Genomic DNA, 13,479 nt, shown 5'->3' on the forward strand with positions numbered 1-13,479 from the left:
CCGGATCGCGAGCAGGAACGGTCGCCTCGCGCACCGTGACGCGACCGTTCCTGCTCACGGAGCACACCGACCACGCCCCGCGTCACCCCACCCGCGCCGCCACGATGTCGCGTGCCAGCGTCCGGACCGCACGGCTCGGCTCCGGGGACGTCCGGACCGCGAGACCGATGCGGAGCGGGTCGACCTCGTCCTCCAGGTCGAGCACCGCACCGTCGTACCGCACCCCCGAGTCCGGCACGACCCCGACGCCGAGCCCGGCCGAGGCGAACCGGATCACGGCGGGCATGTCGTTCATCTCCGCGACGATGCGCCGCCGGATGCCGAGCCGCTCGAGTGCCCCGTCGAGGATGATCCGGTTGCCGAACCCGTGCGCCGTGTCGACGAAGGGTTCATCGGCGAGTTCGGCGAGCGACACCGACGACCGGCCGGCGAGCGGGTGGTCCGACGCGGTGAACACCCGGAACGGCATCTCCCGCAACGGCTCCACGACGACGCCGGCGGGCACGGTGGGCAGGCCCGTGTAGGCGATGTCGAGCCGCCCGGCGACCAGGTCCTGCACGAGCCCGGTCGTCCCCGACGGCGAGGTCATCAGCTCCACGGCGACGAGCGGGTGCTGCCGTCGGAACCGCTGCAGCACGCCCGTCAGGTCGACGATGTCCATGCTCGTGAAGATGCCGAGCCGCACCCGTCCCCGCAGCTCGGCGTCGTCGGCGGTGGCCAGGTCGCGCATCCGGTCGAGGGACTCGAGCACCGCGCGGGCGTGGGGGAGCAGGTCCTCGCCGGCGGGGGTCAGGACGAGCTGTCGGCCGGTGCGGTCGAAGAGCCGCACCCCGAAGCTGCGCTCGAGTGAGGCGACGCCCGCGGACACCGTGGACTGCGCCGCCCAGAGTCGTTCCGCGGCGCGGGTGACGCTGCCCTCGGCGGCGACGGTGACGAACTGTTCGAGCAGTCGGGTCTCCATCGTCCGAGTATCGAGCAGATCGATCGTGCACATCAAGCGCATCCGTTGGACTCGATGCACCCCGAGCGCGATCATCGGAGCATGTCAACCGTCACCGACACCCCGACGGGCACCGTCCCCGCCACCACCACCGCCGCCGCTGCTGCATCCGCGAGCGACCGTGTCGTCGCCCCGCGCGGACGCCGTGTCCACACCCGTCGGCGCCACGGTTTCGGCTTCTGGGTCGTCGCCTTCGCGTTCCTCGCGGTGATGGCCTTCGCGACCGTCCCCGCGCCCCTCTACGTCATCTACCAGGCCCGCGACGGGTTCCCGACCTTCACCACGACGGTGATCTTCGCGGCGTACGGCGTCGGGGTCGTCGGGTCGCTGTACCTGGCGGGACACCTCAGCGACGTGCACGGGCGGCGCCCGCTCATCCTGGTGTCGATCGCCCTCGAGCTCGTCGCCGCCGTGCTGTTCCTGCTCTGGAACGACGTCACCGGCCTCATCGTCGCCCGGCTCGTGACCGGCCTCGGTGTCGGAACGCTGACGGCGACCGCGACGGCGCACCTCGGCGAGCTCCGGGTCCGTGCGACCGGGTCGAGCGACTCCGCGAAGGGGGCGAGCGTCGCCGCCGGGGCGGTGAACCTCGGTGGGCTGTCGCTCGGCGCCCTGGTCGGCGGAGCGCTCGCCGAGTTCGTCGGGCAGCCCCTCATGGTCCCCTACGTGGTGTTCGTGATCGCGCTGGCCGTCGCGTTCGTGCTGGTGCTCGCCGCACCGGAGACGGTCGACCGCCCCGAGCAGCCCGTGGCCTACCGCCCGCAGCGCATGCAGGCTCCCGAGGGTCAGGGCGCCGCGTTCTGGGCGGCCGGTGCAGCCGCGTTCGCCGCACTCGCCGTGCAGGGGCTCTTCACCTCGGTCGCGCCGAGCTTCCTCGGCACCACCTTCCACGTCACCGACCGCCTGGCCGCCGGGGCCACGACCTTCGGGGTCTTCGCCGCGAGCGCGCTGTCGCAGATCGTCTTCGCCCGACTGTCGCAGCGTGTGCAGATCCGGCTGGGCATGGTGCTGCTGGTCGTCGGGCTGGTCGTCCTCGCCGTCGCCGCGGTCCTGCTGCAGGTCGCCGGGTTCATCGGCGGCGGGGTCGTCGCGGGCGCCGGCGTCGGCCTGCTGTTCCGCGCCGCGATCGGCAGCGCCGCAGCACTGGTCGGTCCGGAGCGCCGTGGGGGCGTGCTCGCCGCCACGTTCCTCATCGCCTACGCCGGGCTCACCGTGCCGGTCGTGGCCGTCGGCGCGGCGCTGCTGGTGATCCCGACGCTCCCCGTCCTGATCGGGTACGTCGTCCTCGTCGCCGTCCTGGCCGTCGTCGCCGGCACCCGGCTGGCCGCGCGCGCCTGACGGGTGGCGGGCCTGGCGCCCGCGCGTCGCATCCCGGAACCAGGTTCCGGACACCGAACCACGCGATCGCGCGGTGCCGTGTCCGGAACCTGGTTCCGTCGTACGGTCGCACTCCCGGCATACTGGGTGCGTGCCCCGGAACCGCAACCGTCCCGTGATCACGGGGATCGCGGCTGTGGTGGCCGCCGGTCTCCTCGCCGGCGGGCTGTTCCTGACGGCACGGCAGGGCGCTGACGACCCGACCATCGGCGGCTCGACCGTCGGTGAGACGACCGGTGCTGCATCGCCCTCGGGTGACAGCACCGTCACGATCACCCGCACGGGGCCGGACATGCCCGGGTCCGCCGCCCTCGCACGGTGCGACAGCACGACCCAGGCTGCCGTTGCGCAGTACGACACCCAGGCGCTGGGTCGTGTCACGCTGCAGTGCGGCACCGCTGCCCAGGGCTACGAGCACATCCGGGTGCGGCACACCGCGGACTGGCAGGACGTCGTCACCGGGCACGGCTCGCGCGACTGGGACGACGCCATGCTCACGGCGGTGCAGACGGCGCTCGAGGACCCGCGCCCCGGGTTCCCGCTCGACGCCGGCGACGGCAAGGTCTGCTACGCCGCACCCGTCCGGTTCGACGACGGTTCACGCCCCGACGACGAGCCCTTCGTCAAGGTGATCGTCTCGGCCACCACCGACCGGGTGATCACGGCGTACCCCACGCGCACCGACGACTGCTGACCCCGGCGCTGTCCACCCGTTCTGCGACAGACCACGCGTCGATCACCTGGTGGATCGTCGCGAAACCGGGGCTTGACGGCCGAGCGCCGACCTACGCGTGCACCTCGTACTCGTGCCGCCGGTGTGACGACGGCTCCAACTGGAACGTCGAGTGCTCCACCGGCACGTCGAAGTGCTCCGCCACGCACCGCTGCAGTTCGTCGAGGATCGCCGGGGCGTGCGCCGTCGAGAAGCAGTGGTCGTCGACGACGACGTGCGCGGTCAGGTTCGGCACGCCGGTCGCCACGAGCGTCGCGTGCAGGTCGTGCACCGCGATGACGTGGTCGAGCTCGAGGATGTGGCCACGCACGTCGTCGAGGTCGAGCCCCGGCGGCGTCGACTCGAGCAGCACGTTCGCGGTCTCGCGCAGCAGCCGGATCGCCCGCGGCAGGATGAGCAGGCCGATCAGGATCGCGGCGACGGAGTCCGCCCGCTCCCACCCCGTCAGCATGAGCACGATCGCGGCGATGATGACGGCGACCGACCCGAGGGTGTCGTTGAGGACCTCGAGCCGGGCGGCGCGCGAGGTGAACCCCTCGCCCGAGGCCCGGAGCAGCACCGCGTAGGCCACCAGGTTGCCGACGAGTCCGACGATGCCGAAGACGAGCAGCGGCCCGGAGTGGATCTCCTCCGGCACGACGAGTCGCTGGACCGCTGAGATGATCACGTAGACGCCGACGGCGAGCAGGATCGCGGCCTGCGCCGTGGCGCCGAGGACCTCGGCCCGCTGGAAGCCCCAGGTGCGCTGGGCGGTCGGCGACCGGCGGGCGAGCCGCGTCGCGACGAGTCCGATGCCGAGTCCGCCGGTGTCGACGACCATGTGCCCGGCGTCGACGAGCAGCGCGAGCGAACCCGTGACCACGGCGCCCACGACCTCGGCGAGCAGGATGCCCGCCGAGATGCAGAACGCGACGAGCAGGGCGCGCTCCGAGGCGTGCCCGACGCCGTGCCCGTGGTCGTGTCCCATGTGCGACATCGTAGGGATCCGCACTGACGACATGCCAGGATCGTCAGCGTGAGCCGGTCGCCCTACGAGCTGTCCACACCACCCGAGGTGCTGGCCCGGCTGCACCCCCGACTTCGGACGTACTTCGGTGCCGTCCCGCCCGGGCACGTCGGCTCCGGCGAGGGCGTGTTCAGCGTCGTCGGCACCCCGCGCCGATGGCTGTGGCCCCTGCTCGCCGTGTTCGCACGCGACGCCGTGCTGTTCCCGGTCTGGGAGCGGGACGTCCCCTTCACGGTCGAGAACCTGCCGGCTCGCGTCCGTCGCGGATCCGGCACCGGCCTGGAGGCCCGCCCCGCCGTCCGCGCGCACCGCACCTTCCACTTCCGCTCCGGATCCCGCACGATGGTGGACGCCATCACCGCCGAACACGACGGCCTGGTCGACCACCTCGGTCGCCGTGGGCGCGTCAGCGCCCGACTCCGGGCGCAGGTCGACGCGGACGGCCCGGACGCGGGCGCCCTGCGCCTGGTCTCCACGCGCGTGACGTTCCGTGCGCTGGGACGCGATCTGCGCCTCCCGGCCGCCCTGAGCCCGCGCGTGACGCTCACAGAACGATTCGATGACGAAGCCGACCTGCAGCGCGTGTCCCTGGTGCTCACCGCGCCGGTGCTCGGCACGCTGTACCGGTACGAGGGGGCGTTCCGGTACGCCGTCGTGCCCGATGCCGGTCCTGAAGGGGGACGTTGATGGTCGAGCAGCAGAAGGTCGTGATCGCGGGAGCGAGCGGCTTCGTGGGGCGGTACCTGCGGGACGCCTTCGCGGAAGAGGGCTACCGGGTCGTCACCATCGGCCGGACCGGCGACGCGGTGTGGGGCAACACCCTGCGCATCCGGGAACTCGTCGACGGTGCAGCCATGGTCGTGAACATGGCGGGCAAGAGCGTCAACTGCCGCTACGGCCGACGCAACCGTGCGGAGATCATGCGCTCACGGGTGGACACCACGCTCGAGCTCGCCGAGGCCATCCGGACGTCGGAGCACCCGACGCCGCTGTGGATGAACGCCTCGACCGCGACGATCTACCGGCACGCCGACGACCGCCCGCAGGACGAAGCCACCGGCGAGATCGGCGAGGGGTTCTCGGTCTCCGTGGCCCGCGCGTGGGAGGACGCCTTCTTCGGCGCCGACCTGCCCGGTACCCGTCGTGTGGCACTCCGGATGGCGATCGTGTTCGGCGACGGCAGCGCCCTGCTGCCGCTCCTCCGGCTCGCGCAGGCCGGCCTCGGCGGGCCGCAGTACGACGGGCCGTGGGTGCCGACGCGCTCCCGGCTCCGCGCCGGCACGTACCACCACCACCGGCCCACGCACGGTCGGCAGCGGTTCAGCTGGGTGCACATCGCCGACGTCCTCGGGTCGATCCGGTTCCTCCGCGACCACCCGGAGATCGAGGGGCCGGTCAACCTCTCGAGCCCGAACCCGTCCGACAACCGCACCGTGATGGCGACCATCCGCGACGCCGTCGGACGCCGGTTCGGGGTGCCGACCTGGCGGTGGATGCTCGAACTCGGTTCGTTCGCGATCCGCACCGAGACCGAACTCGTGCTGAAGAGCCGGTGGGTGGTGCCGACCCGGTTGACCGAGGCAGGCTTCGAGTTCCGGTACCCGCACCTGCGTGGGGCGCTCGCCGGGATCATCGCGGAGCGCCGCCAGCACCGGGGCTGAGCGCCGGTACCGGGACGCCGTCGACCGGGGCCGGGTCCGGCGCCGGGTCTGGGCCCGGGCCGCGGTCCCGCGCCGGACGCGACGACCACAGCACGGCGGCCACGACGACCGCGCCGGCGAGCACCTCGACCAGGTCGGGCACCTCGCCGAAGGCCGCCCACGACGCGAGCACCCCGACCACCGGCACGAGCATCGAGAACGGCGCGACCGTGCTCGAGGGGTAGGTCGCCAGCAGCCGTGACCAGATGCCGTAGCCCACCAGGGTCGCGACGACCACGATGTAGAGCAGGCCCAGGTCGGCGGGCAGCGCCGCCGGCGTGAACGCGGTGCCGAGGGCGGTACCGATGCGGTCCGGTCCCTCGACCACGAGCGACAGCACGGCCATCGGCACGGGCGGCACGACCGCCCACCAGAGGGTCAGGTGCAGCGGGTTCGCGGCCCCCGCCCGCCGGGTCGCGACGTTGCCGATCGCCCACCCGAGGGCACCGCACAGCGCGAGCACGACGGGCAGCAGCGCGGCGGTCTGGGAGCGGTGCAGGGCGATCGCGGCCAGGGCGGCGACGGCGACGGTCACCCCGACGACCTGCCGGCCGGTCAGCCGCTCGCGCAGGAACACCCCGGCCAGCACCACGGTGAAGGGCGCGGAGGCCTGCAGCACGAGCGAGGCCAGCCCCGACGGCATGCCGGACGCCATGCTCAGGTACAGGAACGAGAACTGCAGCACGCCGAGCCCCAGACCGACGAGCAGCAGTCGCCCGAACGGGATCCGCGGCCGCGGCACGAACAGCAGCGTCGGGACCGCCAGGATCGTGAACCGCAGCGCTGCGAGCAGGAACGGCGGGAAGTGCTCGAGCGCGAGTGCCGTCGCAGGGAAGTTCAGTCCCCAGACCACGGCCACGACGACGGCGAGGAGACGGTCACGAGCGGTCATGCTCCTCATCGTCCCGGCCCCCACGTTGTAGGTCCATCGAAACCTTCACGAAGCACGATGTAGGGTCCCTGCATGGTCGACTTCGACGTGCAGCTGCTGGCGGTGCTCCGCGAGCTCGCCGAGCGTGGCAGTGTCACGGCCGTCGCCGAGGCCACCCACCGCACACCGAGCGCCGTCTCCCAGCAGCTGCAGACGCTGCAGCGGCAGGTCGGGGTCCCGCTGGTCGAACGCGTCGGGCGTGGCGTCCGGCTGACCCCGCACGGCCAGGTCCTCGCCGGCCTGGCGTCCGGGGTCGCGACCGCCATCGCGCGGGTGGACGCCGCCTGGCAGGAACACCTCGGTGGCACGACCGGACCGGTGTCGCTGGCGATCTTCCCGTCCGCCGCCGAACTGCTGCTGCCCGGCGTGCTCACGCGGATGCAGGCGCACCCCGGCATCGCGCTGACCCTGGTCGACGTGGACGTCAGCGAGGGGGAGTTCGCACCGCTCGCCGCCGACCACGACGTGGTCGTCGGGCACCGGTCGGACGGCGTGCGCCCGGCCGACCAGGGATCGGTCGACACCGTGCCGCTCCTGCGCGAACCGCTCGACGTGGCCCTGCCGCCCGGGCACGCCCTGGTCGGCCGCGCACGCGTGGGCATCGACGAGGTCGTCGGGGAACGCTGGATCGGTGTGCCCGAGGGCTACCCGATCGACCGTGTGCTGCACGCGATGGCCGCGGCGACGGACATCCCGCCGAGCGTCGCGTTCCGCACGATCCACCTGCCGGTCATCGAGAACCTGGTGGCGGCAGGGCACGGCATCGCACTCGTCCCGCGGTACACGTCGGGCACGCGGGCCGCCGGGCGTTTCCAACTGGCCGAGCTGGCCGACGTGCGCGCAGGGCGCCGCATCGAGGCACTGGTCCGCCCCGACCGTGCCGTCCGGCCCGTGGTGCGCACCGTCCTGGAGGCGCTGGTCGCCGTCGCCCTGGACGTCACCACCTGACGGGGGTGCGGTCGGCGGCGGGGCCGCACCGAGCCTCCCGGCCGCCTGGGCGCTGCTGCCGGACCCGGAGCGCGCGCTCCGCGCTCAGACGTCGAGGTGGTCGACCAGCTCGTCCGCCAGACCCGTGTAGGTCGCCGGCGTCAGGTTCGTCAGCCGTGCCTTAGCACCGTCGGAGATGTCCAGACGGTTCACGAACACGATGAGGTCCTGCTGGCTCACCCGCTTGCCCCGCGTGAGCTCCTTGAGCATCGCGTAGGGGTCCTCGATGTTCGACTGCCCGGCGGTGACCTCGGCACGGATGACCGTCTGGATGGCCTCGGCGAGGACCTCCCAGTTGTGGTCGAGGTCGTCGGCGAGCTTGGCCTCGTTCACGGCGATCTCGCCGAGACCGCGGCGCAGGTTGTCGAGCGCGAGCAACGAGTGCCCGAACGCGACGCCGATGTTCCGCTGCGTGGTGGAGTCGGTCAGGTCGCGCTGCAGGCGGCTCGTCACGAGGGTCTCGGACAGCGTCGAGAAGAGCGCCGACGAGATCTCGAGGTTCGCCTCGGCGTTCTCGAACTTGATCGGGTTGATCTTGTGCGGCATCGTCGACGACCCGGTGGCACCGGCGACGGGGATCTGCGTGAAGTACCCCATCGAGATGTAGGTCCACACGTCGGTCGCCAGGTTGTGCAGGATCCGGTTGGCGTGACGCACCCGGTCGTAGAGCTCGGCCTGCCAGTCGTGCGACTCGATCTGCGTGGTGAGCGGGTTCCACGTCAGGCCGAGGCCCTCGACGAACTCGCGGGACAGCGCGGGCCAGTCGGCCTCGGGGTCCGCGGCGAGGTGTGCCGAGAAGGTGCCGGTCGCGCCGGAGAACTTGCCGAGGTACTCGCCGCCCTCGATCTGGGCGAGCACGCGCTCGAGCCGGTAGACGACGACCGCGAGCTCCTTGCCGAGCGTCGTCGGGGTGGCCGGCTGACCGTGGGTGTGCGAGAGCATCGGCACGCTCTTCAGCTCGACGGCGAGCGTCCGGAGCTTCTCGAGCACGGCGCGGAAGCCGGGCAGCCAGACCTGGTCGACGGTGTCCCGCACGGTGAGTGCGTAGGACAGGTTGTTGACGTCCTCGCTCGTGGCGGCGAAGTGGGTGAGCTCGGCGATCGCGTCGAGCCCGAGCTCGGACAGCCGTCGGCGCACGAAGTACTCGACGGCCTTGACGTCGTGACGGGTCGTCGCCTCGATCTCGGCGAGCTCCGCGATCTGGTCTTGGCCGAAGGTCGAGGCGATCGCGCGCAGTGCGGCCTTGTCGTCGACGCTGAGCGGCGAGGTGGTGAACATCGCGTGGTCGGTCAGGAAGATGAGCCACTCGACCTCGACCACGATGCGCGCGCGGTTGAGGCCGGCCTCGGAGAGGTGCTCGCCCACCGTGTGCACGATCGGGTAGTAGCGCCCGTCGAGCGGGCTGATCGGCTGCGGGGGAAGGGGGGTCATGGGGCTCCCTGACGGACTGCCGGCTCGAGCTGGTGGAAGAGCGCCCGGCAGGCCCGTTCGACGGTCGAGAGCACTCGGTCGAACTCGTGCCGGTCCGCGTAGTACGGGTCCGGCACGTCGGCCTGCTGGGGCCAGGCGGCGTCGTACCGCAACAGGAGCGTCACCTTGGCGGAGTCGTCCATGGTCGGGGCCCACGAACGCAGGATGCGCTCGTGGGAGCGGTCGAGTGCGACCACCAGGTCGAGGTCCGGGAACCGGTCCGGGTCGAACTGACGGGCGCGATGCCTGCTGCCATCGTATCCGCGCGCCGCCAGCGCTGCGATCGTGCGCTCGTCGGCGGGTTCGCCGACGTGCCAGTCACCGGTGCCGGCCGACTCCACCTGGAACCGGTCGGCCAGACCGGCGTCCGCGGCGATCTGCGCGAACACGACACCGGCCATGGGGGAGCGGCAGATGTTGCCGCTGCAGACGAACGAGACGCGGAACGGGGCGTCGACGTCCTGGGTCATGACCACATCATGACGCAGGGCGGGGTCCTCCGCGAGGTCCGCCGGGGTCACGCCCGCTGGCGGTTGAGCACCGGGCGGGCGAAGAGCCCGATGAGCCACGCGAAGACCGCGAGCACGAAGGCGCCGACGATGCCCCAGCCGAAGGAGTCGACCTCGAGCCCGAAGCCGAACGCCTCCGAGATGCCCGCGACGATGAGCAGCAGGATCGCGTTCACGACGAACGAGATGAGCCCGAGCGTGAGGATGTAGATCGGGAACGCCACGATCCGGATGACCGTGCCGATCACCGCGTTCACGAGACCGAAGACGAACGCCACGAGCAGGAAGGTGAGGACGGTCGCCGTGGTACCGCCGTCACCGAACGGCGTGACGGAGACGCCGCTGACGATGAGCGTGGTGAGCCAGAGCGCGAGGGCGTTGACGACGAGGCGGACGAGGAATCGCATGCGCCCATGATGCCCTCGCTTCCCCTCGTGGGTGCCGTGGGCCTGCCGGTAGCCTGAACCCGTGAGCGAGCAGCGTGTGCACATCCGGCCCGAGGTGGCCGTCCTCCCCGCGTACAAGCAGGGGCGACAGGCGTCCGACTCCGCCTTCAAGCTGTCGAGCAACGAGAACCCGTTCCCGCCGCTCCCCGGGGTCGTCGAGGCCGTGCAGGCCCAGACCTCGTACAACCGCTACCCCGACGCCACCGCCCTCGCCCTGCGCGCCGTGCTGGCCAACCGCTTCGGGCTGACCGCCGAGCAGGTGCACGTCGCCCCGGGCAGTGTCGCGATCCTGCACGAGCTCGCCCGCGCGACCTCCGGCCCCGGCGACGAGATCGTCTACGCGTGGCGCTCGTTCGAGGCGTACCCCGGGGTCGTCACGGTCGCCGGTGCCACCAGCGTGCAGGTGCCGAACCGACCCGACGGCGGGCACGACCTCGACGCGATGGCCGCGGCCGTCACCGAGCGCACCCGCATGGTGCTCGTCTGCTCGCCGAACAACCCGACGGGGCCGATCGTGACCGCCGCGGAGTTCGACGCGTTCATGGCCGCGGTGCCGCAGTCGGTGCTGGTCGTGCTCGACGAGGCATACGCCGAGTTCGTGACCGACGAGGCCGCCGTGCACGGCCACCCGTTGCTCGCCGCGCACCCCAACCTCGTGGTCCTCCGCACCTTCTCGAAGGCGTACGGGCTCGCCGGGCTCCGGGTGGGCTACGCGCTCGGTCCGGACTACGTGCTCGACGCCGTCCGGGCCTGCGCCATCCCACTGTCCGTGACCGCTCAGGGCCAGGCGGCTGCGCTCGCCAGCCTGGAACGCGAGGCCGAGCTGCTCGAACGTGTGACCGAGATCGCGACCCTGCGCGACCGGATCGTCGTCGAGCTCCGGGCACAGGGCTGGGACGTCCCCGACGCCCAGGGCAACTTCCTCTGGCTGCCGACGGGCGAGCGGACGGCCACCGCGGCGGCCGCGTTCGAGGACGCCGGCATCATCGTCCGGGCCTTCCCGCCAGAGGGCATCCGCATCTCGATCGGCGAGCACGAAGCTGTGGAAACGCTCCTCCAAACAGCCCGCTCACTTGTGGGGGACCTCCAGGTGGCCGACTAGTGCCTGGCGCTACGCTGGCCCGCATGTCATTCCGCGCCGCGGCTCCCGCGACGACCACCGTCCGGCTCCTCGACCCCGAGGGTCGGTTCGTGGAGACCGACGAGAACGCCGAGTTCGCCGCCGCCGCGCGGGCGATCCCCGACGAGACCCTGCTGGCGATGCACCGCCGCATGGTGCTGACCCGTCGGTTCGACCACGCCGGCCACAACCTCCAGCGCACCGGCCAGCTCGGCCTGTGGGTGCCCAGCCACGGGCAAGAGGCCGCGCAGACCGGCTCGGCCTTCGCCCTCCGCGCCCAGGACCACGTGTTCCCGTCCTACCGCGAGCACGCCGTCACCATGCACCGCGGCGTCGAGCCGATGGAGATCATCGCGATGTACCGCGGGCAGACCCACGGCGGGTGGGACCCGGACCAGCGCGGCAACACCCACATCTCCACCCTGGTGATCGGCTCGCAGACCCTGCACGCCACCGGGTACGCGCTCGGACAGAAGCTCGACGGCGACATCGGCACGGGCGACCCGGACCGCGACGCCTGCTCGATCGTCTACTTCGGCGACGGCGCCACCAGCCAGGGCGACGTGAACGAGGCCTTCGTGTTCTCCGCGTCGACCAAGGCCCCGGTCGTCTTCTTCCTGCAGAACAACCACTGGGCCATCTCGGTGCCGGTGTCGGTGCAGTCCCCGACGCCGCTCGTCGACCGCCCGCGCGGCTTCGGGATCCCGAGTGTCCTGATCGACGGCAACGACATCCTCGCGTCCTACACGGCGTCGGTCGTCGCGACCGAGCACGCCCGCAGCGGACAGGGCCCGGCCTTCATCGAGGCCGACACCTACCGCATCGGTGCACACACCAGCTCGGACGACCCGAGCCGGTACCGCGCCGACGGCGAGCTCGAGGAATGGGTCCTCCGCGACCCGATCGTCCGGTCCGAGGCGTACCTGCGCTCGAAGGGTGCGACGGACGAGCAGTTCGCCGCGTTCGACGAAGAGGGCGAGGACATCGCCGCCGACGTCCGACGCCGCACCGTCGCCCTGACCGCACCGTCCGTCGACGTCATGTTCGACAACGTGTACCGCGAACCGCACCCGCGGATCGCCGAGCAGAAGGCCTGGCTCGCCCAGTACGAGGCCGGCTTCGAAGGGGGCGCCCACGCATGAGCACCACCGAGCAGCTCTTCGACTACACGCTGCGCTCCCACCCGGGCGCCGGCGAGGTCCCGAGCGACCCCACCCCGACCCTGCCGATGGCCAAGGCCCTCAACGCCGGGCTCGCCGCGGCCATGGAAGCGGACGACAAGGTCCTGCTGATGGGCGAGGACATCGGCCAGCTGGGCGGCGTCTTCCGCATCACCGAGGGCCTGCAGGACCGCTTCGGCGCCGAGCGCGTGCGGGACACCCCGCTCGCCGAGGCCGGCATCATCGGCACCGCGATCGGCCTCGCCCTGCGCGGCTACCGCCCGGTCGTCGAGATCCAGTTCGACGGCTTCGTGTGGCCCGGCTTCGACCAGATCACCTCGCAGCTCGCGAAGATGGCGAACCGCCTGCCGGCACACATGTCGCTGCCCGTCGTCATCCGCATCCCCTACGGCGGCCACATCGGCGCCGTGGAGCACCACCAGGAGTCCCCGGAGACGTACTTCGCGCACACCCCGGGCCTGCGGGTCGTCAGCCCGAGCACGCCGAACGACGCCTACTGGATGATCCAGGAAGCCATCGCGTCGAAGGACCCGGTGATCTTCCTCGAGCCGAAGTCCCGCTACTGGCCCAAGGGCCAGGTGGACCTCGTCGACGGCCACGTCCCGATGCACACCACCCGCGTCGCCCGCACCGGCACCGAGGTCACGCTCGTCGGGCACGGTGCCATGGTCGCCACCCTGATGCAGGCGGCGGACATCGCCGAGGCCGAGGGCACCAGCTGCGAGGTCATCGACCTCCGCTCGATCTCGCCGATCGACTGGGAGCCGCTGCTCGCCTCCGTCCGCAAGACCGGTCGCCTGGTCATCGCACAAGAGGCATCCGGCTTCGTCAGTGTCGGCAGCGAGATCGCCGCGACCGTCGCCGAGCGGGCGTTCTACACGATGCAGGCACCGCCGCTGCGGGTGTCCGGCTTCGACGTGCCGTTCCCGGTCTCGAAGCTCGAGCACCTGCACCTGCCGGATGCCGACCGCATCCTCGAGGCCGTCGACCGCGCCCTCGCCTACTGACCCGTCCGACCG

14 protein-coding genes are annotated in these 13,479 nt (G+C 71.9%); 8 read left to right on the forward strand and 6 right to left on the reverse strand.

The window, feature by feature from the left end; genetic code table 11:
* Positions 1-82: 82 nt before the first annotated feature.
* Positions 83-994 (reverse strand): LysR family transcriptional regulator, encoded by a 912-nt coding sequence (locus tag DEJ35_RS02815; protein ID WP_181430048.1) that lies wholly within the window; start codon positions 992-994, stop codon positions 83-85.
* A 48-nt stretch (positions 995-1,042) separates the two neighbouring features.
* Here DEJ35_RS02815 and DEJ35_RS02820 point away from each other — a divergent pair, with 48 nt between their 5' ends.
* The gene (locus DEJ35_RS02820) at positions 1,043-2,338 is read left to right on the forward strand and encodes an MFS transporter (RefSeq protein ID WP_111192021.1); all 1,296 of its coding nucleotides are present in this window, start codon (positions 1,043-1,045) and stop codon (positions 2,336-2,338) included.
* Between the two features lie 130 nt (positions 2,339-2,468).
* Positions 2,469-3,071, forward strand: a complete 603-nt coding sequence (locus DEJ35_RS02825; RefSeq protein ID WP_111123554.1) for a hypothetical protein — start codon at positions 2,469-2,471, stop codon at positions 3,069-3,071.
* 91 nt (positions 3,072-3,162) lie between these two features.
* On the opposite strand, the gene DEJ35_RS02830 is transcribed toward DEJ35_RS02825, so the two are convergent.
* Positions 3,163-4,077, reverse strand: coding sequence for a cation diffusion facilitator family transporter (locus DEJ35_RS02830; protein ID WP_110858658.1), 915 nt, complete (start codon positions 4,075-4,077; stop codon positions 3,163-3,165).
* A gap of 48 nt (positions 4,078-4,125) precedes the next feature.
* Between DEJ35_RS02830 and DEJ35_RS02835 the strand changes: the two genes are divergently transcribed.
* Complete coding sequence (locus DEJ35_RS02835; protein WP_110858659.1) at positions 4,126-4,803, forward strand: DUF4166 domain-containing protein; 678 nt, start codon at positions 4,126-4,128, stop codon at positions 4,801-4,803.
* On the forward strand, positions 4,803-5,777 hold the full coding sequence (locus DEJ35_RS02840) for an epimerase (protein WP_110858660.1): 975 nt from the start codon (positions 4,803-4,805) through the stop codon (positions 5,775-5,777). Before DEJ35_RS02835 ends, DEJ35_RS02840 begins: the two co-directional genes overlap by 1 nt.
* On the opposite strand, the gene DEJ35_RS02845 is transcribed toward DEJ35_RS02840, so the two are convergent.
* Positions 5,746-6,708, reverse strand: coding sequence for an EamA family transporter (locus DEJ35_RS02845; RefSeq protein WP_110858661.1), 963 nt, complete (start codon positions 6,706-6,708; stop codon positions 5,746-5,748). The genes DEJ35_RS02840 and DEJ35_RS02845 overlap by 32 nt on opposite strands.
* 72 nt (positions 6,709-6,780) lie before the next feature.
* Between DEJ35_RS02845 and DEJ35_RS02850 the strand changes: the two genes are divergently transcribed.
* On the forward strand, positions 6,781-7,695 hold the full coding sequence (locus tag DEJ35_RS02850) for a LysR family transcriptional regulator (protein ID WP_111123553.1): 915 nt from the start codon (positions 6,781-6,783) through the stop codon (positions 7,693-7,695).
* A gap of 84 nt (positions 7,696-7,779) precedes the next feature.
* Here the strand turns inward: DEJ35_RS02850 and purB are convergent, their stop codons facing one another.
* From purB to DEJ35_RS02865, 3 genes are read right to left on the reverse strand one after another with little or no spacing between them, the layout of a single operon-like run.
* Positions 7,780-9,165, reverse strand: a complete 1,386-nt coding sequence (gene purB, locus DEJ35_RS02855; protein ID WP_111123552.1) for an adenylosuccinate lyase — start codon at positions 9,163-9,165, stop codon at positions 7,780-7,782.
* Positions 9,162-9,674: a low molecular weight protein-tyrosine-phosphatase gene (locus DEJ35_RS02860; RefSeq protein WP_017886476.1), complete on the reverse strand. Its 513-nt coding sequence runs from the start codon at positions 9,672-9,674 to the stop codon at positions 9,162-9,164. Before DEJ35_RS02860 ends, purB begins: the two co-directional genes overlap by 4 nt.
* Before the next feature lie 47 nt (positions 9,675-9,721).
* Positions 9,722-10,120, reverse strand: a complete 399-nt coding sequence (locus tag DEJ35_RS02865; protein WP_110858664.1) for a phage holin family protein — start codon at positions 10,118-10,120, stop codon at positions 9,722-9,724.
* 61 nt (positions 10,121-10,181) lie between these two features.
* On the opposite strand from DEJ35_RS02865, the gene DEJ35_RS02870 reads away from it, so the two are divergent.
* From DEJ35_RS02870 to DEJ35_RS02880, 3 genes are all read left to right on the forward strand, one after another.
* Positions 10,182-11,261 (forward strand): histidinol-phosphate transaminase, encoded by a 1,080-nt coding sequence (locus DEJ35_RS02870; protein ID WP_111123551.1) that lies wholly within the window; start codon positions 10,182-10,184, stop codon positions 11,259-11,261.
* 23 nt (positions 11,262-11,284) lie between these two features.
* Entirely contained in the window at positions 11,285-12,421 is a 1,137-nt protein-coding gene (locus DEJ35_RS02875; protein WP_111123550.1) for a thiamine pyrophosphate-dependent dehydrogenase E1 component subunit alpha, read from the forward strand.
* A gap of 86 nt (positions 12,422-12,507) precedes the next feature.
* Positions 12,508-13,467, forward strand: a complete 960-nt coding sequence (locus DEJ35_RS02880; protein ID WP_111123571.1) for an alpha-ketoacid dehydrogenase subunit beta — start codon at positions 12,508-12,510, stop codon at positions 13,465-13,467.
* Positions 13,468-13,479: the final 12 nt, after the last annotated feature.

The organism is Curtobacterium sp. MCPF17_051 (genome assembly GCF_003234595.1).
In the GTDB taxonomy this organism is placed as follows: domain Bacteria; phylum Actinomycetota; class Actinomycetes; order Actinomycetales; family Microbacteriaceae; genus Curtobacterium; species Curtobacterium flaccumfaciens.